This window comes from Sediminibacterium sp. FW305-C-269 (assembly GCF_058231045.1).
In genome coordinates, this window is sequence record NZ_JBIQXQ010000002.1 from 462,286 (window position 1) to 486,409 (window position 24,124).

Below are 24,124 nucleotides of genomic sequence, written 5' to 3' on the forward strand. Positions count from 1 at the left end.
GTCGGGAATCGGCAGTCGTGAGTAATGAGTAGGTAGTGTTAGCCACTTTTGAATTTTCACTACTGATTACTCACGACTGCCGATTCACGACTCACCAATTGAACTGCATGTCCAGTTCAACATCGGGATGCAGGGTTCTTTCCACCGGGCAGGTGCGGGCGGTTCTTTCCAGGATCTCTTTTTGTTTGTCGTCGAGATTCAGTGTGGACGGGAAGAACATATGCACTATGATCTTGCTGATGCGACGCGGATCACTGGCCATTACTTTGGTAACATCCAAACGGGTTCCGTCCAGTACTATATCCATAGTGCGGGCCTTGATACCCATGGTAGTCACCATGCAGGCACCCAGCGCGGTAGCTACCAGGTCAGTGGGAGAAAACAGTTCACCCTTACCCTGGTTATCTGTAGGAGCATCGGTTTCGATCACAGAGCCGCTTTGCAGGTGAGTAGCGGCTGTTCGGAGCTCACCTTTATAAATAATTTGTGAAGTCATTGAATCATTTTGCCATAAATTTACAAGTAACAAATCAAATGGAAGTGAAGAAGCTATTTTTAATCGTAGGTATGCTGGGTACGCTGGTGGTTTCTGCACAGCAGAAAGTACTATCCACCGGTGCAGATGCCAGGCAGCTGAAAAAAGCAGAGCGCAGGGAAAAGATCAATCAACTGATCAAACAGGAAGAAGAGGGGGCCCTGATCTATCAAAAACAGGGTGCATTTGGTTTTAAGTTCAATACAGATGCCTGGAGCATGTTTTATGAACATGGCAAATACAAGACCATCAACAAAACCAACCTGTGGTGGCTTGAGTTTGGCGAGCGGAAAGACAAGAAAGAAGAAAAAGTACCTACTCTCAGTGCTTCACAAGGTTTCCTGGTCATCTCCAGTTATATTTACGGTAAACGGAATAATTTTTACTACCTGAAAGGAGGTCTGGGCCAGCAATTGCTGATCGGTGGGAAAGGTAATAAAAACGGAGTGGCCGTTTCTGCTATATATGGCGGTGGCTTATCAGCCGGTTTGCTGAAACCATATTATATCGAGATCCAGAACCCTTCTACCAATACCCGGGAGCAGATCAAATACAGTCCTGATAATGAAAATCTCTTCCTGGACCCCAGTATCATCATTGGAAAAGGAAATTTTGGCAAGGGTTTCAACGAGATCACATTTGTTCCGGGCGCCCATGCCCGTGCAGCTCTTCGGTTTGATTATGGCCGGTATAACGAAGTGCTTTCCGCCATGGAAGTAGGGGTCAATGCGGAATATTATTCTAAAGCCATGCCCATTATGCTGTTGAACAAGGAACATAAGTTCTTTTTCAACGCCTATATCTCCCTTGTTTTTGGTAAGAGAAAGTAAGCTATTTTTGCAGAAGTCCGGCCTCCGGACCTCTACCTCTTAACCGAATCTGTGCCGATGCAAGAATTACCTGTGGTAGCCAAGATCAATGCTACAGAACCCGCCCTGAAAAAGCCCAACTGGCTTCGTGTAAAACTGCCTATCGGCGAAAGCTATAAGCATGTCCGTGGCCTGGTGGATACCCATCAACTACATACCATCTGCGAAAGCGGTAATTGCCCTAATATGGGCGAGTGCTGGGGAGAAGGTACCGCTACCTTCATGATCCTCGGTAATGTATGCACGCGCAGTTGCGGTTTTTGCGCGGTAGCCACCGGCAGACCCGAGCCCGTTGATTGGGATGAACCCCAGCGTGTGGCAGAAGCCATTCACCTGATGAAAGTAAAACATGCGGTGATCACCAGCGTGGACCGGGATGAATTGAAAGACGGCGGCTCCATTATCTGGTACAATACCATTGAAGCCGTAAAGGGCTTAAACCCCGGAACTACACTTGAAACGCTGATCCCCGATTTCCAGGGCAAGGCCGATCAGGTGCAACGTATCATTCATGCGGCACCCAACGTAGTAAGTCATAATATGGAAACCGTAGAACGTATGACCCGACAGGTTCGTATACAGGCCAAATATCGCCGGAGCCTGGAAGTGCTGAACCTGCTAAAGAAAGGCGGCATGCGCACCAAAACCGGCATTATGCTGGGCTTGGGCGAAACCAAGGAGGAAGTGATACAAAGCATGAAAGACCTGGTATCGGTTGGTACGGATGTATTGACACTCGGACAATACCTGCAACCCACCAAAAAACATCTGCCGGTACAACGTTTTGTCCATCCTGATGAATTCGCCGAACTACGTGCCATTGGGTATGAACTTGGCTTTGATTATGTAGAGAGCGGCCCCTTGGTCCGTTCATCCTATCACAGCGAAAAACATGTGATCCCTGGTTATGGCAGGGCCAAATGGCAGGAAGAACAACAATTGAAAACGATTTGATCATACAGAACGCCCGGCCATGTCGGGCGTTGTTTTTATCATTGCACCATGAAAAGAAATGTCCTGGTTATTGCGCTGTTACTGCTTTGTTCTGTTACACTTCAGGCACAATGGAGCTGGAAGAAGGTAGATTCATTGTATCAACCTTTACCTGATGGGGTGCATGTGTATAAGACCACCGATGCCACTGAAGGCAAACCCAATATCGCGTATTATGTGAGTGCGGACCTTACTGACAGGTCTCTGCAGTTCAGCACCCAGGTAGGTAATGGCAAACGGCTCACCCCCTCGCAATACTATGCTCAGGAGAACCAGCCCCTGCTGGTGATGAATACCACTTTTTTTGAATTCGTTCACAACAGTAACCTGAATGTGGTGATTAGGGATGGCAAAATGTTGGCTTACCAGGTGCATAGTATGGCGGGTAAAGGGAAAGATACTTTAACCTACCGCCACAGTTTCGGAAGCGCCATTGGCATCAGCAAAAACAGGGAAGCCGATATTGCCTGGTTGTACACCGATTCGTCTGCAAAATATGCATATGCCAGTCAGCAGGTGATCAGTAACTGGAAAGATTCCATACAGCAACTCCCTGCCAAACAAATGTTGCGTAAGGGCAGTTTCCGTAAATGGAAAATGCAGACTGCCGTAGGCGGTGGACCTGTTCTGGTTCAGAATGGTCAGGTTCAGATAACCAATAATGAAGAACTTAAGTTTGGCGGTAAAGCCATCCATGACAAACATCCCCGTACGGCAATGGGATATACGGCTGATGGTAAATTGATCATGCTGGTCATCGAGGGCCGCTCACCTGGAAAGGCAGAAGGGGCAAGCTTAGTCCAGGAAGCCAACATGCTGAAAGAGATCGGCTGTATAGAAGCCCTGAATTTGGATGGCGGGGGAAGCAGTTGTTTACTGCTGAACGGAAAACAAACCATCACTCCCAGCGATAAAGAGGGACAGAGACCGGTACCGGCAGTTTTTTTAATTAAGAATTAGAAATCAGCAATATTAGGATTAGAAATATTTTTCAAGAGTTTCAGTATGGCGGCGAGCGTTTTTAAAAGCTCTTTACAGTCTCCCATTTATCTACCTGCCAAGTACAAAGAAAAATAGAATGAATAAAGCTACATTACCTCATTCATTCTATCATTCACTCATTCACTCATTATTTCAGATCCCACACCAATGCCGAAGCACCCAGTATGGCCGCATCTGAAGCTTTCAGGTGGCTGACCAGTATCTTTACTTTGTTCTGGAATACCTGTATCAGGTTTGCTTCCATGTGTTCACGGGTTGGTTTTAAGATCAGTTCACCTGATTTGGTGAGTCCGCCGAATAAGATGATGGCTTCCGGACTGGAGAACATCACAAAATTGGCTAACGCCATACCCAGTATCTTACCTGTGTATTCAAAGATCTCTTTTGCCAGTTCATCACCCTCTATGGCTGCATCGTATACTGCTTTGGAATCGATCTGGTCCTGTGACAGGTTCCTTAGTACACTCGGAGTATTGCTGTTGGTCAGTAACTCCAGTGCGGTCAATCGTACGCCTGTAGCCGATGCATAACTTTCCAGCGAGCCTCTTTTGCCGGTTCCTTCATGCATACGGCCATCGGGGATGATGATGGTATGTCCAAGCTCACCTGCAAAACCATCGTGTCCGTAGATCAGTTTGCCATTGGCCACAATACCGCTTCCTACACCGGTGCCAAGGGTAATCATAATAAAATCATTCATGCCCTGCGCAGCACCGTACATCATCTCTCCCAATGCTGCGGCATTGGCATCGTTGGTGAGTACTACGGGCAACTTGAATTTATCTTCGATCATTTTGGAGAAAGGCAGGATACCTTTCCAGGGAAGGTTTGGTGCATATTCTACCGTTCCGGTATAATAATTCCCGTTAGGCGCTCCCAGACCAATACCCTTAATACGGCCAATACCGCCCGCCTGCTCAATCATCGGAACCAGGTTGGCATGCAGATCAGCTATAAAATTCTCTACTTCGTTGTGTTTGCGGGTCGACATTTCGCTTGAGTACAGCAGATTGCCCAACCGGTCTACAATACCAAATTTGGTACCTGTTCCACCAATATCCACGCCGATGGCAAGTTGTTCTAAACTGGGGTTTGTTCTAGACATAATCATATCGTTTTGTTGCTCTGGCATCTGTCCAAAGGTATTGTTTTTTAGTGTCCGCCACTGATCTGCTCGTCAAAGTCGAGGCCCTGCGCATGTAATACACGCTTTAATTTCAGTGCCAGGAATACCAGGAAGGCAAAACATCCTGCTGCCAGTAAGTAAGAGCTGTGCATGGTAGTGATATCGCCCAATGCACCCTGCATAGGAGGTATGATGGCTCCACCCAGGATCATCATGATCAGGAAGGCAGAACCCTGGCTGGTATATTTTCCTAAGCCGCCTACACCCAGTGCAAAAATGCAGGGCCACATAACAGAGCAGAATAAACCACCTGCCATGAATGCGTACACCGAAATGATACCGCTGGTGAATACACCCACTAACATGGCAATGCAGGCCAGGGAGGCAACGGTTACCAATGTTTTTACCGGTTTCTCCTGTCCGTAGAAGAATGCAGCGATGGCGATGGCAATAAATACGGCATAACCGAACAGGTCAGAAATATCGTTTCCATAGATTTTACTTACACCCAGCACAATACAGAAAGCAATGAAAGGAACTATAATGGTCATGATCTTTCTCATAGCTCCGCTAAGATTGAATACACTGATGGCACCGGTCCAGCGGCCGATCATCAAACTGCCCCAGTACAATGAAACATATTTGGAGATCTGGCTTTCGTCCAGTCCCAGATCGCTAAGGTATCCCGGTGTTTTCAGTAGTGCGCCGAAATTATTGTCGATGGTAACTTCCACACCCACATATACAAAAATGCCGATCATACCATAGATCAGTTGCTGGTATTTCATGGCACCCCAGCCTTCGCTGTTCTTGGTAGCCTGGCTGTTGGAGTAGAAAAGAACGCCTACCACCGATACCAGTGTGATGATCAGTAAGGTAATTTTGGGTACTTCAGTCAGTTGCCCAACCACGATCACAGCACCGATCAGCAGGGTCATGATCAACAGGGAACCGGAAGCCTTATTGGCCTTTTCAAATTTCTCATCGTTCTTGCCGTCTGGCAGTTTCGATAGTGCAAAGAAGATGGCAACTGCCGCAAATACGGCCGCTACAATCATATATAATACGTTGATGTTGGTGACCGTAACCACCGCATTTTTACTATCGGCGGTTCCGAACAGGAAGAAACTTACGATCAATGGACCGAGGGTGGTACCCAGCGAATTCACGCTGCCACCAAGGTTTAACCGGTGCGAACCGGTAGAAGGGTCGCCGAGTATGATGGCAAAAGGCTGTGCTGCTGTTTGCTGCAGGGAGAATCCCAGTGCCACTACAAAGAAGGAAGCAAGGATAGCTGGAAAGGAGTTGGCATTGGCTGAAGGAATGATCAGCAAGGCGCCAACCACTGAGATCAGCAGACCATAGATAATGCCGCGTTTGTAACCAATTTTATTCAGGATATCATAACCCAGTACATTGGAACAGATAAATAATATCAGGGATCCGATGAAGTAGGCACCATAGAAGGCCGAACCGATCAACTGCGATTCAAACTGGTTCAGGTTAAAATGCGTTTTACAGAACGGGATAAAGATGCTGTTCGAGGCAGCAATGAATCCCCAGAAAAAAAATACGATCACCAGGGTGGCCAATGCACCGGTATTGGTGGGCTGTTTGGGTTGGGTCATGACAAGAAATGGTTTATTGGTGAAGGTAAAATAAACGACAATAAGCGGGCGAAAAAATTTACAAACATTATTGCAGGTAACCGTTTAGTTGCTAACTTCAGAAAAACTTGCTAAAAAGAATTTGATGGAGATCATACATGTCAGTGCAGAATGTTATCCTGTGGCCAAGGCAGGAGGACTGGGAGATGTTGTGGGAGCATTGCCCAAATATCAGTGTAAAGCGGGGCATATAGCCAAAGTGGTCATGCCCATGTACCGCACAAAATTCCTGTATGAGAATGAGTGGACCGTTGATTTTAAAGGATCTTCCAACCTGGGCAACTGGTTCTTCGACTATACGATCATTAAAGAACCCACTAATAAACTGGGTTTCGATCTCTTCCTGGTAGATATCAACGGGCTGCTTGACAGGCAGAAGATCTATGGCTACGAAGACGACGCAGAGCGCTTTACTGCCTTCCAGATAGCCGTGGTGAACTGGATGAGCAGCTGGGAACACAAGCCTGATGTGGTGCATTGTCACGACCATCATACAGGATTGATCCCTTTCATGATGAAGTACTGTTATGACTACCAATCGTTAGCAAATGTGCCAACGGTATTCACCATTCACAATGCTCAATACCAGGGTTGGATGGGTTGGGATAAGAGCCGATACATTCCCCGCTGGGATCTCTGGAAACGCGGTATGCTGGATTGGGCAGACTCGATCAATCCCCTTGCATCCGCTGTGAAATGTGCTGATAAAATAACAACTGTTAGTAACAGTTACATGGAAGAGTTACGCTATAACTCCAACGGTCTGGAAAAACTATTTGAATACGAAAGAGGCAAGTGTCTCGGTATCCTGAACGGAATTGATAATGAGGTATGGAACCCTGAAACCGATCAGTACCTGACAGAGCACTTCAGTGTAAAAACGGTTACCAAAGGCAAGCAGAAGAATAAAGAGACATTGTGCAAACAGTTCGGTCTTGACCCTGAAAAACCTTTGTTTGTATTCATTGGCCGCCTGGTGGGAGAGAAAGCTGCCGAAATTCTGCCGGATGCCATCAAATCGGCGATGTACCATACCGGGGGCAACGCCAGTTTTCTGGTATTGGGTAGTGGTGAAACACATATCGAGTGGGAATTTCAGCAGATGGTGCTGCCCCATAAAGGGGTATTCAATGCGGTGATCGGGTATGATGAGACTCTGAGTCATAAGATGTATGCCGGCGCCGATTTTCTGCTGATGCCGAGCAGGGTAGAGCCTTGCGGACTGAACCAGATGTATGCCATGCGTTACGGCACCGTACCCATGGTGCGCAGTACGGGTGGTTTGCAGGATACGGTGGTGGATATGGGCGACCCCGATGGCTTCGGGATCCGCTTTAACAATGCAACGGTAGGCGATGTGGATTATTCTATCGGCCGTGCGGTTTCGGTTTACAAGGATAAGGCACAGATGGAAAAGATGCGTAAACACATGATGCAGATCGATCACAGCTGGGAAAGTACGGTGGACCAGTATACAGATGTGTACAAAAAATTACGATAGATTTAGTAAATTCATAGCGCTTGTCATCAACAGAGGTAAGCGCCAAAAAATATAAACTGCGTATATGAAGACGATTTCAAAATCAGTACTGGCTGTCATTCTTGGTGGGGGAGCCGGGAGCCGCTTGTATCCGTTAACTGCCAGTCGTTCCAAACCTGCGGTACCCATTGCAGGTAAATACCGATTGGTGGATATCCCGATCAGTAACTGCATCAACAGCAATATCAATCGCATGTTTGTGTTAACGCAGTTCAATTCTGCCTCGCTGAACAAACACATCAAGAATACCTACCACTTTAGTGCTTTCAGTACCGGTTTTGTTGATATCCTGGCTGCGGAACAGACACCGGACAATGCAGGCTGGTTCCAGGGAACCGCCGATGCAGTGCGCCAATCGCTACGCCATATCTCTAACCTCGATTTTGATTATATCCTGATCCTGAGCGGCGACCAGCTATACCAGATGGATTTCAGCGATATGCTGGCTGCACATAAAGAAAAAGGTGCTGATATTTCTATCGCCACTATTCCTGTTGATGAGCGGGATGCTCCTGAATTCGGTATCCTCAAAACAGATGAGCATAGCTATATCACTTCTTTCATCGAAAAGCCTAAAAAAGACCTGTTGCCTGAATGGGTAAGCGATACCGGTGCTGAAATGCAGCGGCAGGGCAAACATTACCAGGCTTCCATGGGTATCTATATCTTCAGCAAACAGGTATTGTACGACCTGCTGAATGATAAATACCCACAGGCCACTGATTTTGGTAAAGAGATCATACCGCAATCCATCGAGAACCACAAAGTAGTCGGTTACCAGTACGATGGTTATTGGACCGATATCGGAAACATCTATTCCTTCTACGAGGCTAACCTTGCGTTGACGCAGGAGATACCGCCTTTCAACTTATTCGACAACACCAAAACGGTGTATACCCGTGCACGTATGCTGCCGCCTGCCAAGATCAGTGGTACTACGCTGGAGAAAACTATTATTGCAGAAGGCTCCATTATCCTGGCCAGTCGCCTGGAGCAAAGTGTGGTGGGTATCCGCGCCAGAATTGGCCATGGCACTACTGTGGTCAATACCTATATTATGGGTAATGATTATTATGAAACCATCGAACAGATGGAGATCAACCGCCAGAAAGGCTTACCCCTGATTGGTATCGGCGAACGTTGTTATATCAAAGATGCCTTGATCGATAAAAACTGCCGCATCGGTAATGATGTGCGCATCAATGGCGGCAAACATCTGCCCAATACAGACCACGCCTTGTACACTGTGAAGGATGGTATTGTGGTAGTAAAAAAACAGGCGATTTTACCTGATGGTTTTGTGATATAAGACGTGAGTGGTCAGTGGTGAGTAGTGAGTATAGGCGCTATGCCTTTTGCAACTCACCACTGACTACTCACCATTCACATCACAGGAAAACATCCTACGGGATGTTTTTTATTGTATTTTAGATTACGTGTAATTCTTACATAATACCACTAAACGATTGCTATGTCAACAGCCTACACCGCTGCCAAACCCCGTCTGGGATTCTGGCAGATATGGAACATGTGTTTTGGTTTTTTTGGTATCCAGTTCGGCTGGAGCCTGCAGATGGGGAATATGAGTGCCATCTATGAATATCTTGGTGCTTCTCCTGAACAGATACCTGGCCTTTGGCTGGCGGCTCCCATGACGGGATTGATTGTGCAGCCGATCATCGGTTACCTGAGTGATCGTACCTGGCATCCCAGGCTGGGAAGACGCAGGCCTTATTTCCTGATCGGAGCCATTTTAAGTTCACTGGCTTTGTTTGTCATGCCTAATGCATCAGCCATCTGGATGGCTGCCGGCGTATTGTGGATACTGGACTCCTGCATCAACATCAGTATGGAACCCTTCCGGGCCTTTGTGGCAGATAACCTGGATGAGAAACAGCGATCCTATGGTTTTGCGATGCAGAGTATGTTTATTGGACTGGCTTCTTTTGTGGCCGGTTACCTGCCACAGAAGCTGGTAGAATGGTTCGGAGTTTCGAGAGATAAGACCAGTGGCTCGATCCCGGAAAACATTGTACTCTCATTTTATATTGGTGGTGCCGTGTTCCTGGTTTCTGTGTTGTATACGGTGTTCAGAAGTAAGGAATACCCCCCCGCAGATGCGGACTGGAAGGAAAAAATGCAGGCATCGGGGAAAGGTATTGGTGGTGGGCTGAAAGAGATATTGTCATCCATGATACACATGCCGGATCAGATGAAACGACTGGCCCTGGTGAATTTCCTGACCTGGCCGGGATTGTTCCTCATGTGGTTCTATTACAGTACAGGAGTGGCCGCAGATATCTTTGGTGGCGATCCGCAGACCAACAGTGATGTATATACCCGGGGACTGGAATATGCCAATACCACATCGGCCATATTGAACCTGGTTACTTTCGCTTTTTCGTTTACGCTGCCTTTTTGGGTCGGTAAACTTGGGAAAAAATATACGCATACCGCCTGTTTGTTGTTGGGAGGTATCGGCTTGATTTCTGTGAACTATATTCATCAGCCCGTTATGTTATATGTGGCAATGGGGCTGGTGGGAATTGCCTGGGCATCAATCCTCTCTATGCCATATTCCATGCTGGCAGGTTGTTTACCCGAAAATAAGATCGGGATTTATATGGGGATATTTAATTTCTTCATTGTATTGCCTGAGATTATCGCTTCTCTTTTCTTTGGCAAGATCATGGAAACGGTATTGCATAACGACAGGTTGCTGGCTGTTCAGATCGGTGGTGCTTTGTTATGCCTCGCCGCCATTGTCTGTGCGGTGATCGTAAAAGAAAACAAAACAAACACATAATTATGAAAAAGGGTATATGGGTCTTGTCTGTTATGCTGGCCATGTCGGTGGTATCGTTCTCGCAATATGCGGAATTATACCCCACTAATTGGTATACAGGAATGAAATGGAACAAAGTCCAGGTTTTGGTTCGCGGAACCCATGAAGGATTTAATAAAGAGAAAGTCCGCATACAATATCCGGGTGTTACGCTTACCGGAGTGCATCCGTTTGAAAATGGTAGATACCTTTCTCTGGACCTGGCTGTGGCGCCTTCGGCAAAGCCAGGTAATGTGTCTATTGAATTTATCGCAGGTAACCAAACACATAGCGTTACATGGCCCTTGAAAGGTAGAAGAGAGGGGAAGGGTAAAACATTTGCACAGGGAGTAACCTCAGCGGATTTTATCTATTTCCTGATGCCGGATCGGTTCAGTAACGGCGACCCTTCTAATGATCGGATAGCAGGATTACGGGATCAGAGCCTGAACCGTGATTCGATCTTTCACCGCCATGGAGGTGATCTGCAGGGAGTGATCGATCATCTGGATTACCTGCAGCAGTTGGGAGTGACCGCTTTGTGGATGACCCCGGTGCTGCAGAACGATATGCCTGACCGCACAGAGCACGGCTATGCATTTACGGATCATTACAAAATTGAACCCCGTTTGGGCGGGGAAGCCGCTTACAAGAAATTAAGTGAGGCGCTGCACCAGCGTGGCATGAAACTGATACAGGATGCCGTATACAACCATGTGGGCAGTTATCATTTTTTTGTGAAAGATCCTCCTGCCAAAGACTGGTTGCATCAGTGGCCATCTTTTACACAGACCAGTTATAAGGACCAGCCACTGTTCGACCCATATGGCGCCAGGTCGGATGCAAAGAAAACTGCCGACGGATGGTTCACGCGCGAAATGCCTGATCTGAACCAGCAGAATCCCTATGTTGCCAATTTCCTGATACAACATGCGATCTGGTGCGTGGAAGAATTCGGGGTGGATGGATGGCGTATAGACACCTATCTCTACAACGACCTTGCTTTCATGAACCGCTGTAACAAAGCCCTTACTGATGAGTATCCCAATATGACTCTCTTCGGTGAAGTTTGGGTACATGGGGTTATCAACCAGGCCTATTTTGCAGAGAACCGGCTCACAGTTCCATTCAAGAGTAACCTGCAGGGGGTAGTGGATTTCCAGTCTCTGTTCTATGGCATCCAACCCGCGCTGAACGAAAAATTCGGCTGGACGGAAGGTGTGAATAAATTATACAATACGTTAAGCAATGACCTTATCTATACAGATCCGTCGCGTAATGTGATCTTCCTGGATAACCATGACATGACCCGGTTTTTCAGTACCGTGAATGAGGACGTGTCCAAAATGAAGATGGGTCTAGGCTGGTTATTGACCTGCAGGGGGATTCCCCAGCTGTATTATGGTACAGAAGTGCTCATGAAAGGGATCGCTAATCCGGATGGCTGGGTTCGTCTTGATTTTCCGGGTGGCTGGAAGGGAGACCGTAAGAACGCATTCACCGGTGAGGGTCTTACCGATACTGAAAAAGAAGTACAGCAATACGTCCGGACACTGGCCAATTTTCGAAAAGGATCCTCAGCCCTGCGAACAGGCAAGTTCATGCAATACCTTCCGCAAGACGGCCTGTATGTGTACTTCCGCTATGATGCAGGGCAAACCGTTATGTGTATCATGAATACCGGCGATACGGAGAAGAAATTGAACCTGGCCGATTATGCAGAAAGGACCCATGGTTTTAACAGGGGCAGAGATGTGGTGACCGGTGCCATTTTATCAGATAGTTTTTCTGTACCGGCAAAAAAAATCACTATATTAGAACTACTTAAATAAAACCATCACCCATGCAAACAGGAACAGTAAAGTTTTTTAACGAAGCCAAGGGCTTCGGATTTATCAAGGCAGACGATGAAGCAAAAGAATATTTTGTTCACGCCACCGGACTGAAAGAAAAAGTTCGCGAGAACGATAAAGTACAGTTCGAAGTGGAAGAGGGTAAAAAAGGCCCCATGGCAGTGAACGTAACCAAGTCCAACTGATCGGATAAAGTGTTATAAAAAAAGGGTGTACTACGGTACACCCTTTTTATTGCAATACTGCCTTATGTCATAAGGAAACGATCCATAATCTTTTATCTGCTTCCTTCCCCCAGTCTTTGAATCCCTTCTTCAGTTCTGCATACAGTTGCTCCCAGTTTACTTTTTTTCCCTTCTGCACAGGATTCAGCTGGGCAGGTGTGGGGTCAATCAATTCCACTTTGGTAGCAAACCAGGTGGTATATAAACGGGGTACGGCCAGTCCAAGTATCATACCGGGTAAACCGCCAAAACTTTCAGGTCCGGCACTTACAGGGATCTGATCGGTATAAAAAGCAACCACGTATACAGAATCGCAAATTTTTGTCACTGCTTTTCTACACTCAAAACCTGCGATCTGCCTGGTTTCATCTGTAATGCGCCACTCCAGGTTACGCAGGCTGTCTTTGATCACATAGGTGTTTTCAAAAACCTCCCGCTGGGTAGAAACGGTTCTGTTGTCAAGGTACTGTATCACGCCATCCGTTTCTGTGGGTTTGCTGCCCCACATCAGGTACTTGTTTTCATTGTTCTCTTTGGTGAGTTTGTAATGCGACCTGTTGCTATCGAAACGAAGCTCATACATATCTGTAACGATCTTAGGATACGCTTTCAGGATCGTTTGCATCCAGCTGCTGTTCTCGGCCTGTTCTTCCACACTCTTGTGCTGGTTGATCTTTTTTTCAAATTCAATCCGTCCTTTGGTAATGAACTGTGTTTGGGCGGAAGCGCTGAGCATGCAGCCCAAACAGGCAATGAGTACTATCTTTTTCATATCAGAAGCCGGTAGGTTTACCATTTTTACTGAAGTTATAAATAAGTGACAACAGGAAATAACGCTGGATGGTCTGGTTGGTAGTTTCAGAGATAAAGTTGCTGGTGGCACTCCGGTTAATACCCCTGTTCTGGTTAAACAGGTCATTCACGTATAATTTGGCTTCCCATTTATCATCCTTGGAAATGACCTTCCGTATGGAAGGACTGAAATTATACATGTTCTGCTGGTTGGCAAAAGCGGCCGTTTTCTGGTAGATATTGGCTTCCAGGTTCATATCAACATACAACTTTTGTTTTTTGAATTTAAGCTGGATATTGGAATAGCTGCTGTAAGTCCAGTATTGGGTAACCACATCGGGCCTGATGGAGGACCTGGAACTTACATGATTGGCGCTCAGGTTCAGCCAGAAATTGATCCACTTATCACCCCAGTAACCGGAATAAATACTGAAGTTGATATTGTTATTTTCTGTCTCGTTCCGAAAACCATTGATCATGTTGATGTACCTGTTCTTGCTGGGACCCACGTTCACGCCAAAATTCAGGGATGGTATGATATCAAATCCGTAACCAACTGATGCATTGAAATTATAAGTGCCCGATACATTGATGGCCTGGTTCACCCGTCTGCCATACTGATCGATGGTGGAAGCGTTGGAAATAGCATTGTCTGTGAACGAATAGTTCATGTTGAACGACATACTTCTGCTCTTCAATACTTTGTAATCCGATGCCCGGAAATTGAAATTATGGTTGAAAGCCTGTTTCAGGTTCGGGTTACCGATGGTGATGTTTAGCGGATCAATATTGTCGAGGATCGGCTGTATTTGCTGCAGGGTCGGATTCCGGGTACTTCCGTTATAGTTGAAACGGATACTTTTTTGCTGTTTGGGCGTATAGTTCAGCGAAACGGAAGGAACCAGGTTATTGAAAGTTACGTCACGATCCGTGTTTTTCCGGATATCGGTCAGGTGATAGATGGAAGTACCATAACCCGTACCAACAGCGAAGTTGAACTTCTTCACATTGTAGCGGATGTTGAAGCCCCCCTGGTGACCGGTGGTATTGTAGATAAAATGATTACTCAGGGTATCTACAAAATTTTCATATTTACCTGTGCCGTTTTTGCTGAGTGTATTTCGTTCTGCATCGTTCCGGTTCAGATTAAGGCGGTAGTTCAGGACCAGGAAGGTGTTCTTCCATAAGGGCTCCGTGTACGTGAGCAGTGAATTGATGCTGGAACTGTTCTGTTTGTTCACTTTCAGCTGGTCAATATTGTCGAGCTTTACCAGGGTGCCGTTGGCATCGTAAAAGCTGTTGGCAGCCATCAGGAAAGTGTTCTCTGCGCGGTCATTGAAGTTCAGATCTGTGTTCCAGGAAACGGTGCGTCCTGCTTTTTTGAATTTTTTGCGCCAGAAAATATTTCCGTTGAGCGTTTTGTTCTCATCAGTGCTGGTAGTGGTCCTGTCGCTGGCATTGATCACTTTGCCATCCTCGCTGATGGATTGCCCAAGGTAGCGTGTGAGGTTGTTGCTTTTTACGATAGAAGGTCTGGCGATGATCTTTAGCGAACTGGACGAATCGATCTGCCACTCGTATACACTTGTTAATTTATGCCTATTGCGAGAACCCACCTGGTTCTGCGATGTGCTATTGGTAAAACTGGTATCCGGTAGAATGTTTTGTGTTTTACTGGTGGTGATGCTGGTCACATCCAGGTTATTATATTGGTAAGTGTTGTTGCTGTTGTGTTTATCCTTATTCCATTTGTTACTGAAATGAAGCCCGCCGGTGGTGGAAGTAGGGAATCCCCTTCCATAACTGAATTCATCGCCATTAGACCACATCATGATACCACCATCATCAGTGATTTCTGTATTCATATTCGTGTTTCCGCCATAGTTCTGGTTCTCGTTCCAGTTCAGTGATTCAAATTTGGTATTGTCTGTGGTGAGATATCCCGAGATCTTTCTTTTGCCTTTGAAAGCATTGGCCAGTATTTTGCCATAACGGTATTTGTCAAAGTCAGTACCAGCTTCCACTTTTCCAAAATAACCTTTCTTTTTATCTTCCTTCAGTTGAATGTTCAGGGTTTTGATTTTTTGTCCGTCATCGATACCGGTGAACGTGGCCTGGTCGCTTTTTTTATCGAATGCCTGTACCTTGTCAACCGCATCGGCGCGCAGGTTCTTAGTGACCACTGCGGGGTCATCACTGAAAAACTCTTCACCATCCACCAGTACTTTCTCCACTTTTTCGCCCTGTGCAGTAATTTCCCCCTTACTGTTCACCTGTATGCCTGGCATTTTGCGTAACAATTCCTGTACGTCTGCATTGGCACTTACATGAAAGCTGTCGGCCTTGTATTCGGTTGTATCTCCTTTTACCCGTATCGCGCCTACCCGCTGCCGTACGATCACTTCCTGTAGCAGGTTGGCCCTGGTAATAAGAGGAAGTTTGCCCAAATCGCGGTCCTTGCCTGCCTCCACGCTGATCTTCTCCACATAATCGGCATAACTGGGATAGGTTACCATTAAGATATAATTGCCTGTTCCAAGATTCTTCAACTCAAAATGGCCCGTTGCCCCGGTTCTCGTAAATTTAACCAGCACAGAGTCTTTGGCACGCAAAACGGAAATAACGGCGTTGGAAAGATTTTGTTTGTTAAGGGTATCCGTTATGGTACCTTTAAGGGAGCTGGATTGGGCAAGCGCTGGGGTAGCGGTTGCCATGCCCGCGAGCAGGATGAACAGGGTCAGTAGTTTTCTCATCGGTTAGCAGTGTTGGGTATGGGATGCATTTCTGCACAAAATCCATATTTATCCTTTGTTAACTAATTCTTTAGTTGTAAACTAATGTTAAAAAAATATATTATTTGATAATCACTGTATTATGCCAGCAAAAACCAAAGCCGCGCCAGATATGTCAGCATCCAGCACCAAGAAAAAGACAGATACAGGAGATAAGAATAAGACAAAGGTTGTAAAGGCCGTGTCGAAAAAATATGAAGAGATACATTTCGTGGATAAGCGGCAGACTGTCTGGAATTATTCCCTGTTTACGGATGAGGATGTCCGCAACTTTCAGCAGGGAACCCATTATCGGCTGTACCAGCTTTTCGGTAATAAGCAACTGCAGGTGTTGGATGAATGGGGTACTTATTTTGCCGTATGGGCACCCAATGCCACTTTTGTTTCGGTAGTTGGGCATTTTAATAACTGGAACAAGGAGTCGCATCCCCTGAAAGTTCGGATGGATAACTCTGGCATCTGGGAAGGTTTTATTCCGGGGGTGGGTACCGGCGAGGCGTACAAATATCATATTCATGGGTACCAGGGTGTCAAGCTCGACAAAGGTGATCCCTTTGCCAATTTCTGGGAAAAACGTCCTTATACGGCTTCCATTACCTGGCAGACCGATTATGATTGGCAGGATACCATCTGGATGAAGACGCGTAAGAAACACAATTCACTTTCCGCTCCTTATTCAGTATATGAGGTGCACCTGGCCAGCTGGATGCGTCCCGACAAGCACAATGAAGAAGTGTACAACAGTTATGCGCAGATCACGGAGCGGCTGGTGCCCTATGTGAAAGAAATGGGATTTACGCATGTGGAGTTCATGCCAGTGATGGAGCACCCCTTCGATGGAAGCTGGGGATACCAGGGTACCGGTTATTTTGCCCCCACATCCCGCTTCGGATCGCCGCAGGAGTATGCTGCCATGGTGGATGCTTTTCACCAGGCAGGAATAGGGGTCATACTGGATTGGGTACCCTCTCATTTTCCATATGATGCGCATGGCTTATTCATGTTCGATGGAACACATACCTATGAGTATGCGGATATGCGCAAAGGGTATCATCCCGACTGGAACTCTTATATCTTCAATTATAAAAGGGGTGAGGTGAAATCCTTCCTCATCAGCAGTGCCCGTTTCTGGTGCGACCGGTTCCATGCCGATGGGTTACGGGTAGATGCGGTGAGTTCCATGCTGCGACTGGATTATAGCCGTAGCGACAGCCAGTGGGAGCCCAATGAATTTGGCGGTAACGGAAACCTGGAAGCGATCGCTTTCATCAAAGACCTGAACGAGACCCTGTACCGCGATTTCCCGGATATACAGACCATCGCCGAAGAAGCTACGGACTGGCCCAAGATCAGCAAACCTACTTTTGAAGGTGGCCTGGGTTTTGGTATGAAATGGATGATGGGCTGGATGCATGATACCCTGGATTATTTTAAGATGGACCCCCTGTTCCGCCAGTTTCACCAGGATAAATTCTCCTTCAGTATGATGTATTTCTACGATGAGAACTTTATGCTGCCGCTCAGTCACGATGAAGTGGTTCACGGAAAAAGTCCCATGCTCTACAAAATGCCGGGCGATGAATGGCAGAAATTTGCGAACCTCAGGATACTATACACCTATATGTTTACCCATCCGGGTGCCAAACTGCTGTTCATGGGAGATGAATTTGGCGCCACCAACGAATGGAATTATAAAAGTGAACTGCAATGGGAATTGTTGCAGCACGTGAGTCATGGCGGCATGAAATACTGTGTGCAGAAACTGAACGAACTCTACCGGTCAGAACCCGCACTCTATGAAAAACAGTTTGAAACCGGTGGTTTTGAATGGATAGACCTGAACCATCGGAGCGAATCGGTACTGGTATATATGCGTAAGGGGAAAAAAGAAAAAGATAATGTGCTGGTTATCCTGAATGTGACACCCGTGGTACGACAGGACTGGGAGATTTATGTACACGGAAAGGGCAAGTGGACCGAGATCTTCAATAGCGACAGCAAAGAATTCTGGGGTACAGGGGATGTGTTCAATCCCGGGATCTGGTCGGAACTGGTAGATAAACCGTCAAAATGTTACCGGATCAGGATAAACCTGCCCGCGCTGGGAGCTATTGTACTCAAATAAAAAGTGTATCTGCATAGGAATGGGATGAACGGGATCCATTTTTTTTCGGGCAATGGTAACTTTACAGACAGTTAACCGTTACACCCAAAAAACAGCTATGAAAAAAATAGGAATCGCCCTCTTGATGCTGCTGATGGCATTTGCTTCAGTGAGCGCGCAGAAAGTAGTTTATGATGATCATGCCCAGAAAAGATCTGTAGGCGCATTTCATGCCATTGAGACCTCTTCAGGTATTGAAGTGGTGATCAGCAAGGGAGATAAGGAAGAACTTGCCGTTAGTGTGGGTAACCAGGAATATATGGACCAAGTCAGGACCATTGTTGAGAATGGGGTGCTTAAAATATCCCGTACCAGCGATGATTGGAAATTCTGGAACAAGTGGAAGAACTGGCACGTGAAAGTATATGTATCCTATGTAAACTTGGATGCACTCAAAGCCAGCAGCGGCGGCTCCGTCAATGGGAGTGACCTGAATCTTCAGGCTTTGTCTGCCCGTTTGAGTAGTGGTGGATCCATCACACTCAGTGGTAAGGTTGGCAAGCTGGATGTTGATGGCAACAGCGGTGCGCAGTTCAGGGGGTATCCTCTGATTACGGATTTCTGTAAAGCGGAAGCAAGCAGTGGCGCCGGTGTGCAGATCACCGTCAACAAAGAGATCTCGGCAAAAGCCAATAGTGGTGGATTTGTTCGATTTAAAGGCGAAGGATTGATCCGCGATATCAATGTCAACAGTGGCGGCTCCGTAAAACGGCAGAACTAACTGTATTGTCTGGTTACTGAAACTTAAAAACTCATTCAATACCTGTCTGCCGTCAGGCAGATTCATCTGTTCAGTTAAACCGTGATACTGTAAATACCCCCTATTGCATTCAACAGTCATCTGTTCCTTGTTCATCTGTTCAGCATTCTGTAAGGATTCGCTATTCACATGTTATGCACCTTCTTGTCCCGTTAACATTTCCGTAATGCGCGTTAACACTGATTTTGGTGTCCATATAGGAACTTTACATATATAAAACATCAGCTATGAAAACGAGTTCGTATGAATTACTGGTGAATGCAGCAGGGCAATTGATACAACAGCACGCTTTTGATCATTTGTCTGATGAAAAATTATCAAGGATGTACAGTTGTTTCCGCTGTATTGGTGAATCAGACGACAATGCTGAGATCGCCGATGCAGAATCAGAGTTGCTGAGCCTTTGTGGCGAGGCCAATCTGTATGTGGAGACGGCCACACCACAATCCATTCAACAATGGCAGACTGCCATGAGTTATTTTGGATTGATGGCTATGGCTACACCGCCTGTTGCTTTTGAAGAGGCAGAATGATCCGGAAAGTACTGCCTGCTCCGGGTTCGCTCCATTTCACAAAGAGTTTACCTTTGTGATACTGCTCAATAATCCTTTTGCTGAGCGAAAGGCCGATACCCCATCCTCTTTTCTTGGTGGTGAAACCAGGTTTGAAAACCTCCGCGATATTGTTTTTTGATATCCCCTTGCCGGTATCTGTCACATCGATCAACAAGTATTTTTCGTTGCTTTCTGCATTGATCCGGATGGTTCCGTTGCCCTCTATGGCATCCAGGGCATTTTTGATCAGGTTCTCCAGTACCCAGTCGAACAGGGGAGGCGATAACAGTGTTTCCGTATGCCTGATAGAAGTATCGTCAAATATAAAATTCACCTGTCCTCCGGTTCTCTTTTTCATATACTCCATCATATGGTGTATCTGATCTGCGGGCTTGCCTTTCTCCAGCTGAGGTTCACTGCCTATTTTGCCAAAACGGTCGGTGATCAGTAACAGGCGGTTGATATCTTTGGCTATCTCCGGAACAATGTCTTGGTTGGCTTCCCGCTCTTTTAGGATCTCCAGCCACCCCTGTAAACTGGATACCGGTGTTCCCAGTTGGTGTGCGGTTTCTTTGGCCATGGAAGCCCATAACTGGTTCTGTTCGCTTTTATAAGAGGTTTGCAAAGCAACCAATGCAATGGTGATAAAAAGTGCCACAATGATCAGCTGTATCAGCGGGTACAGTTGCACTTCCTTCAGCAATTTACTCTCACCATAATAATACCGGTTGGCAGTATAGGGGTTTTCCGTAAGCACGATGGTGATGGGCTTATTATTGTAACGTTTGAATTCCGCCAGCTTGTGTTTCAGATAACCGGGATCGGATTGTACCAGTTGGCTGTCAAGGTTACTATGGTTCCCCGTGATGCTGTCCTTTTCATTGGTTTCAATGATCGGTATATTGGTGTTTTCGGTGGAGATCCGCGTTGCCAGGTTAATACTGGCACTGTCTGAAGAGCTCAGAATCGTACGTTGCGCCTCTACCCATACTGCTACATTCTTTCTTTCCTCCGCTGCAATTTTACCAGAAACATACTGTGAATAAAAAATGGTGCCGCTCACCAGTACAATGGCGATAAAAGTGAGGACTATTTTCCAGTTCAGCCATTGAGGGGTCATGGGGAAGATAATGAGTGAATGAGTGGATGAATGAATGAATATTTGTTGTCTTTCTGCCGTTGGGTAAATTTACAGGATTATCCCATTTCTTTCCCTTACTTCAATCTGGCAAGGCTTACATAAAAAAAGGCAGCTACTATTTTGTAGCTGCCTTTTTAATAAAATGTAAAAAGAAATTAGCTGAACAGTCCTCCTTTTTTCAGGGTCTTTACACCCTGGCCAATTTTGAAACCGTTGTTGTAGATCTCAATGGTATAATTGCCCTCTTTGTATTTTTCGTTCTGTCCACAGTTGAAACTTACTGGTGTAGATTTACCCTGCTCGTAATTAACGCTTACTTTACTAGAGAAAGCTTTGCTGCCTTCTTCGCGGGTATTGAAAGTGCCACCTTCACCCACTACTTTACCATCCGGACCGGTCACGATCACGTAGATGTCTTTGGTGCCGGAGGGGGTGATACGGTTCTCATCCAGCATGAAAGCCACGCGGATCATGTTAGCCCGTTTGGCGGTACTGGTTTCTTTTTCTTTACCACTGCTGCTCACTTTGATGGCGGCAACACCAATAGAGGATGCATGCAGGGTAGAGGCCACATCTACTTTGTCTTCCAGTTGTTTTTTCTCAGTTTTGGTGGTGCTCAGGTTTTGCTCCAGACTTTGTTTATCAGCAGTCAACTGAGACTTTTCTGTGGCCAGTTGCTGGTTAGCGGAAGTCAACTGCTGGTTTTCCCCCTTTAATTTATCGATCTCGGCGAACAGGCCGTCAATCTTGCCGTTCAGCTCGCCGATCATTTGCTTGGCTTCGGCCAGTTCCGCATCAGAAGCATTCTTCTTTTTCAGGATGCTGCCGATATTGGATTTCAGTTTCTGGATAGCTGCATTTTTATCGGCCAGGTCGCCCTGCAGCTGGATATTGTTCTGTGTCAGGGAATCCGCTTTGGCCGATACGGTCAGGAATTCCTGCTGTATCGCGTTTCGGGCGCTGTCTACATTCAGGATGCGGGTCTCCAGCAGGGTCACGGTCTCACGTGTCTGGCTCTTATCGTAAATGATATAGCCCCATGTGCCTATGAGTGCCGCTATCAGAATTCCGTAAATTAGTTTACGGTTGTCTTTCTGCTGCGGAAACTGCGATCCGGATGCATCATTAGGGGAGGCTGAGTAACTCATGTGTCAGGTTTTTTAGATTCAGAAAATTATACAAATTATTATATGCTTACAGAACTATTGTTATTGGATATTGAAACAGTGCCCGGCCTCCCTTCCTTTAAGGACCTGGATCCTGGCTGGCAGGCACTTTTTTCGGACAAGATATCTAAAACCGTGCCAGAAGGAAAGGACCCTGAAGAAATCTACCGTAAAAAAGCCGGTATCCTGGCCGAATTCGGAAAGATCATCTGCATATCCACAGCTTTTTTCTATGAAACCGAAGAGGGCCTGCCTGCCCTTAAAATGAAGAGTATCTATGGACATGATGAGGTAGAAATACTCCGTATTTTTACGGATTTATGCAATAAAATGTACCAGCACAACCGGAATTTCCAGTTTGGTGGTCATAATATCAGGGAATTTGACATCCCTTATATCTGTCGCCGTCTGCTCATTAACCGGCTCCCTCTGCCCGCATACCTGCAACTGCACGATAAAAAGCCCTGGGAGGTAAAAATGTTCGATACCCTTAACTGGTGGAAATTCGGGGATAATAAGAATTATGTTTCCCTTCACCTGCTGGCCAATGTGCTGGGTATCCCCACTTCCAAATCAGATATTGACGGCAGTATGGTACAGGATGTTTATTACCTTGAACAGAACCTGCCCCGCATTGTAACCTATTGCCAGCAGGATGTTGTGGTAACCGCCAATGTGATCCTCCGGTTTAAAGATTTGCCCTTGTTAACCAGCGACCGGATCACGGTAGTAAACTGAGTCTTGGGGAATGATTTGTGAATTATCCGGGGAAGGGAATAGCGGCAATTGACATAGGGCCGGACTATGTTTAAAACTTTCACGGACCTTTTTTCGCCGTTCGTGCCCCGTACGTCATCTTTGCAACCATGTCGGCAGAAAAGATCATAGGCGAATGGAAAAAAGGGATATTCAAACCCATTTACTGGCTGGAGGGGGAGGAATCTTACTTTATAGACCAGGTAGTGAACTATGCCGAGCATAAGATCCTGAATGAGGCCGAAGCTGGTTTTAACCTTACCGTATTCTACGGAAAAGATGCGGATTGGGCTTCTGTGGTGAATGCCTGTATGCGTTATCCGATGTTTGCCGAAAGACAGGTTGTTTTGCTGAAAGAGGCGCAACAGATGCGAGATATTGAAAAGCTGGAAGGATATATTGAAAACCCGCTTGCCACTACCGTATTCGTAGTGAGTTATAAGGAAAAGAAAGTAGATGGCCGATCCAAACTGGCTAAAGTGCTGAAGCAGAAAGGGGAGATGCTGACTACCAAAAAAATGTACGACAGCCAGTTACCCGAATGGGCGGGGCAGATGGTGCAGCAGCATGGACTGAATATTTCGCCCAAAGCCCTGCATTTACTGGTAGATCATATTGGTAACGACCTGAGCCGTATCCAGAATGAGATTGAGAAACTGGCGGTGAACCTGGGAACCCGGAAAAACATCACGGAAGACGATATTGAGAATTATATCGGTGTAAGCAAGGAATTCAATGTATTTGAATTGCAGGCTGCCATTGCGCAGAAAGACCTTGCCAAAGCCGTTCGTATCATCCACTATTTTGAGGCCAACCCCAAAGCAGGTCCCATACAGATGATCTTGCCGGCATTATATAATTTCTTCAGTAAGGTATTCATGATCTACAGTGTACCCAATCCTGATGAAAAATCAGTGGCCACGGCACTGGGTGTAAACCCTTATTTCGTGCGCGACTATCTCGGTGCAGCCCGCAAATACGATTATAGCGGGGTGGAAAAGATACTGCTCCTCCTGCACCAATACAACCTTCGCGGCATTGGTGTACACGATGGCGGCACTTCCGACGCCGGGCTGATGAAAGAGATGGCGGTGAAGATGATGGCCTAACCACCGTACTTTCCTGATCAATAAGGAAAAGATCAGTGAAATGAATAAGTATGCATTTCACTGATCTGATGAAATCAGGATTCAAAAGATTTCTTGTCCTGCAGGTAAATGCATACCAATACCAGGTACACCACTATCAGGGAAAAATATTCCTTCAGCGTGATCAATTCAATGTTGATCAGGTTCTGAATGATGGATAGGATCGGGATCAGGATTACCAGTAAAGACAGGAAAACGAGGATATTTTTCATAAGCAT

21 protein-coding genes are annotated in these 24,124 nt (G+C 46.2%); 13 read left to right on the forward strand and 8 right to left on the reverse strand.

Features of this window, described 5'->3' with window-relative positions:
• Positions 1 to 91: 91 nt before the first annotated feature.
• On the reverse strand, positions 92 to 496 hold the full coding sequence (locus ACH3Y6_RS07345; protein WP_490834946.1) for an OsmC family protein: 405 nt from the start codon (positions 494 to 496) through the stop codon (positions 92 to 94).
• Positions 497 to 540: 44 nt separating this feature from the next.
• Between ACH3Y6_RS07345 and ACH3Y6_RS07350 the strand changes: the two genes are divergently transcribed.
• From ACH3Y6_RS07350 to ACH3Y6_RS07360, 3 genes are read left to right on the forward strand one after another with little or no spacing between them, the layout of a single operon-like run.
• Positions 541 to 1,365, forward strand: a complete 825-nt coding sequence (locus tag ACH3Y6_RS07350; protein WP_490834947.1) for a hypothetical protein — start codon at positions 541 to 543, stop codon at positions 1,363 to 1,365.
• A gap of 57 nt (positions 1,366 to 1,422) precedes the next feature.
• On the forward strand, positions 1,423 to 2,358 hold the full coding sequence (gene lipA, locus ACH3Y6_RS07355) for a lipoyl synthase (RefSeq protein ID WP_490834948.1): 936 nt from the start codon (positions 1,423 to 1,425) through the stop codon (positions 2,356 to 2,358).
• Positions 2,359 to 2,406: 48 nt separating this feature from the next.
• The gene (locus tag ACH3Y6_RS07360) at positions 2,407 to 3,357 is read left to right on the forward strand and encodes a phosphodiester glycosidase family protein (protein WP_490834949.1); all 951 of its coding nucleotides are present in this window, start codon (positions 2,407 to 2,409) and stop codon (positions 3,355 to 3,357) included.
• A 169-nt stretch (positions 3,358 to 3,526) separates the two neighbouring features.
• Here the strand turns inward: ACH3Y6_RS07360 and ACH3Y6_RS07365 are convergent, their stop codons facing one another.
• Positions 3,527 to 4,504 (reverse strand): ROK family protein, encoded by a 978-nt coding sequence (locus ACH3Y6_RS07365; protein ID WP_490834950.1) that lies wholly within the window; start codon positions 4,502 to 4,504, stop codon positions 3,527 to 3,529.
• Between the two features lie 47 nt (positions 4,505 to 4,551).
• Positions 4,552 to 6,153, reverse strand: a complete 1,602-nt coding sequence (locus ACH3Y6_RS07370) for an MFS transporter (RefSeq protein ID WP_490834951.1) — start codon at positions 6,151 to 6,153, stop codon at positions 4,552 to 4,554.
• Positions 6,154 to 6,277: 124 nt separating this feature from the next.
• Between ACH3Y6_RS07370 and ACH3Y6_RS07375 the strand changes: the two genes are divergently transcribed.
• The 5 genes from ACH3Y6_RS07375 (at position 6,278) to ACH3Y6_RS07395 (ending at position 12,594) form a co-directional block, all read left to right on the forward strand.
• Entirely contained in the window at positions 6,278 to 7,693 is a 1,416-nt protein-coding gene (locus ACH3Y6_RS07375; RefSeq protein ID WP_490834952.1) for a glycogen synthase, read from the forward strand.
• Positions 7,694 to 7,757: 64 nt separating this feature from the next.
• Positions 7,758 to 9,041 carry a glucose-1-phosphate adenylyltransferase gene (locus tag ACH3Y6_RS07380; protein ID WP_490834953.1) on the forward strand — a complete coding sequence of 428 codons (1,284 nt, stop codon included), beginning with the start codon at positions 7,758 to 7,760 and terminating at the stop codon, positions 9,039 to 9,041.
• A 162-nt stretch (positions 9,042 to 9,203) separates the two neighbouring features.
• Complete coding sequence (locus tag ACH3Y6_RS07385) at positions 9,204 to 10,538, forward strand: MFS transporter (RefSeq protein WP_490834954.1); 1,335 nt, start codon at positions 9,204 to 9,206, stop codon at positions 10,536 to 10,538.
• A 2-nt stretch (positions 10,539 to 10,540) separates the two neighbouring features.
• Positions 10,541 to 12,388, forward strand: a complete 1,848-nt coding sequence (locus tag ACH3Y6_RS07390) for a glycoside hydrolase family 13 protein (protein ID WP_490834955.1) — start codon at positions 10,541 to 10,543, stop codon at positions 12,386 to 12,388.
• Between the two features lie 11 nt (positions 12,389 to 12,399).
• Entirely contained in the window at positions 12,400 to 12,594 is a 195-nt protein-coding gene (locus ACH3Y6_RS07395) for a cold-shock protein (protein WP_490834956.1), read from the forward strand.
• A gap of 67 nt (positions 12,595 to 12,661) precedes the next feature.
• Here the strand turns inward: ACH3Y6_RS07395 and ACH3Y6_RS07400 are convergent, their stop codons facing one another.
• Together ACH3Y6_RS07400 and ACH3Y6_RS07405 are read right to left on the reverse strand one after the other, a co-directional pair.
• Positions 12,662 to 13,405 (reverse strand): GLPGLI family protein, encoded by a 744-nt coding sequence (locus ACH3Y6_RS07400; protein WP_490834957.1) that lies wholly within the window; start codon positions 13,403 to 13,405, stop codon positions 12,662 to 12,664.
• Position 13,406: 1 nt separating this feature from the next.
• Positions 13,407 to 16,178 carry an outer membrane beta-barrel protein gene (locus ACH3Y6_RS07405; protein WP_490834958.1) on the reverse strand — a complete coding sequence of 924 codons (2,772 nt, stop codon included), beginning with the start codon at positions 16,176 to 16,178 and terminating at the stop codon, positions 13,407 to 13,409.
• A 121-nt stretch (positions 16,179 to 16,299) separates the two neighbouring features.
• Between ACH3Y6_RS07405 and glgB the strand changes: the two genes are divergently transcribed.
• The 3 genes from glgB to ACH3Y6_RS07420 all read left to right on the forward strand — a co-directional run bounded on the left by glgB (position 16,300) and on the right by ACH3Y6_RS07420 (position 19,674).
• Positions 16,300 to 18,342, forward strand: coding sequence for a 1,4-alpha-glucan branching protein GlgB (glgB, locus tag ACH3Y6_RS07410; RefSeq protein WP_490834959.1), 2,043 nt, complete (start codon positions 16,300 to 16,302; stop codon positions 18,340 to 18,342).
• Between the two features lie 97 nt (positions 18,343 to 18,439).
• Positions 18,440 to 19,102, forward strand: a complete 663-nt coding sequence (locus tag ACH3Y6_RS07415) for a GIN domain-containing protein (RefSeq protein WP_490834960.1) — start codon at positions 18,440 to 18,442, stop codon at positions 19,100 to 19,102.
• 266 nt (positions 19,103 to 19,368) lie between these two features.
• Entirely contained in the window at positions 19,369 to 19,674 is a 306-nt protein-coding gene (locus tag ACH3Y6_RS07420) for a hypothetical protein (RefSeq protein WP_490834961.1), read from the forward strand.
• Here ACH3Y6_RS07420 and ACH3Y6_RS07425 read toward each other — a convergent pair.
• Together ACH3Y6_RS07425 and ACH3Y6_RS07430 are read right to left on the reverse strand one after the other, a co-directional pair.
• On the reverse strand, positions 19,640 to 20,815 hold the full coding sequence (locus tag ACH3Y6_RS07425) for a sensor histidine kinase (protein WP_490834962.1): 1,176 nt from the start codon (positions 20,813 to 20,815) through the stop codon (positions 19,640 to 19,642). The two genes, ACH3Y6_RS07420 and ACH3Y6_RS07425, sit on opposite strands and share 35 nt — an antisense overlap.
• A 176-nt stretch (positions 20,816 to 20,991) precedes the next feature.
• The gene (locus tag ACH3Y6_RS07430) at positions 20,992 to 21,984 is read right to left on the reverse strand and encodes a DUF8428 domain-containing protein (protein WP_490834963.1); all 993 of its coding nucleotides are present in this window, start codon (positions 21,982 to 21,984) and stop codon (positions 20,992 to 20,994) included.
• A 42-nt stretch (positions 21,985 to 22,026) separates the two neighbouring features.
• Here ACH3Y6_RS07430 and ACH3Y6_RS07435 point away from each other — a divergent pair, with 42 nt between their 5' ends.
• Together ACH3Y6_RS07435 and holA are read left to right on the forward strand one after the other, a co-directional pair.
• The gene (locus ACH3Y6_RS07435; RefSeq protein ID WP_490834964.1) at positions 22,027 to 22,740 is read left to right on the forward strand and encodes a ribonuclease H-like domain-containing protein; all 714 of its coding nucleotides are present in this window, start codon (positions 22,027 to 22,029) and stop codon (positions 22,738 to 22,740) included.
• Positions 22,741 to 22,868: 128 nt separating this feature from the next.
• Positions 22,869 to 23,867, forward strand: a complete 999-nt coding sequence (gene holA, locus ACH3Y6_RS07440) for a DNA polymerase III subunit delta (RefSeq protein ID WP_490834965.1) — start codon at positions 22,869 to 22,871, stop codon at positions 23,865 to 23,867.
• A gap of 74 nt (positions 23,868 to 23,941) precedes the next feature.
• Here holA and ACH3Y6_RS07445 read toward each other — a convergent pair whose 3' ends face one another.
• The gene (locus ACH3Y6_RS07445) at positions 23,942 to 24,118 is read right to left on the reverse strand and encodes a hypothetical protein (protein WP_490834966.1); all 177 of its coding nucleotides are present in this window, start codon (positions 24,116 to 24,118) and stop codon (positions 23,942 to 23,944) included.
• Positions 24,119 to 24,124: the final 6 nt, after the last annotated feature.

Bases quoted from the DNA above. Each gene is read 5' to 3' on its own strand.
- ACH3Y6_RS07345 (WP_490834946.1), bottom strand. From the start codon at position 496: ATGACTTCACAAATTATTTATAAAGGTGAGCTCCGAACAGCCGCTACT.
- lipA (WP_490834948.1), top strand. From the start codon at position 1,423: ATGCAAGAATTACCTGTGGTAGCCAAGATCAATGCTACAGAACCCGCC.
- ACH3Y6_RS07360 (WP_490834949.1), top strand. From the start codon at position 2,407: ATGAAAAGAAATGTCCTGGTTATTGCGCTGTTACTGCTTTGTTCTGTT.
- ACH3Y6_RS07365 (WP_490834950.1), bottom strand. From the start codon at position 4,504: ATGTCTAGAACAAACCCCAGTTTAGAACAACTTGCCATCGGCGTGGAT.
- ACH3Y6_RS07370 (WP_490834951.1), bottom strand. From the start codon at position 6,153: ATGACCCAACCCAAACAGCCCACCAATACCGGTGCATTGGCCACCCTG.
- ACH3Y6_RS07375 (WP_490834952.1), top strand. From the start codon at position 6,278: ATGGAGATCATACATGTCAGTGCAGAATGTTATCCTGTGGCCAAGGCA.
- ACH3Y6_RS07380 (WP_490834953.1), top strand. From the start codon at position 7,758: ATGAAGACGATTTCAAAATCAGTACTGGCTGTCATTCTTGGTGGGGGA.
- ACH3Y6_RS07385 (WP_490834954.1), top strand. From the start codon at position 9,204: ATGTCAACAGCCTACACCGCTGCCAAACCCCGTCTGGGATTCTGGCAG.
- ACH3Y6_RS07390 (WP_490834955.1), top strand. From the start codon at position 10,541: ATGAAAAAGGGTATATGGGTCTTGTCTGTTATGCTGGCCATGTCGGTG.
- ACH3Y6_RS07395 (WP_490834956.1), top strand. From the start codon at position 12,400: ATGCAAACAGGAACAGTAAAGTTTTTTAACGAAGCCAAGGGCTTCGGA.
- ACH3Y6_RS07400 (WP_490834957.1), bottom strand. From the start codon at position 13,405: ATGAAAAAGATAGTACTCATTGCCTGTTTGGGCTGCATGCTCAGCGCT.
- ACH3Y6_RS07405 (WP_490834958.1), bottom strand. From the start codon at position 16,178: ATGAGAAAACTACTGACCCTGTTCATCCTGCTCGCGGGCATGGCAACC.
- glgB (WP_490834959.1), top strand. From the start codon at position 16,300: ATGCCAGCAAAAACCAAAGCCGCGCCAGATATGTCAGCATCCAGCACC.
- ACH3Y6_RS07415 (WP_490834960.1), top strand. From the start codon at position 18,440: ATGAAAAAAATAGGAATCGCCCTCTTGATGCTGCTGATGGCATTTGCT.
- ACH3Y6_RS07420 (WP_490834961.1), top strand. From the start codon at position 19,369: ATGAAAACGAGTTCGTATGAATTACTGGTGAATGCAGCAGGGCAATTG.
- ACH3Y6_RS07425 (WP_490834962.1), bottom strand. From the start codon at position 20,815: ATGACCCCTCAATGGCTGAACTGGAAAATAGTCCTCACTTTTATCGCC.
- ACH3Y6_RS07430 (WP_490834963.1), bottom strand. From the start codon at position 21,984: ATGAGTTACTCAGCCTCCCCTAATGATGCATCCGGATCGCAGTTTCCG.
- ACH3Y6_RS07435 (WP_490834964.1), top strand. From the start codon at position 22,027: ATGCTTACAGAACTATTGTTATTGGATATTGAAACAGTGCCCGGCCTC.
- holA (WP_490834965.1), top strand. From the start codon at position 22,869: ATGTCGGCAGAAAAGATCATAGGCGAATGGAAAAAAGGGATATTCAAA.
- ACH3Y6_RS07445 (WP_490834966.1), bottom strand. From the start codon at position 24,118: ATGAAAAATATCCTCGTTTTCCTGTCTTTACTGGTAATCCTGATCCCG.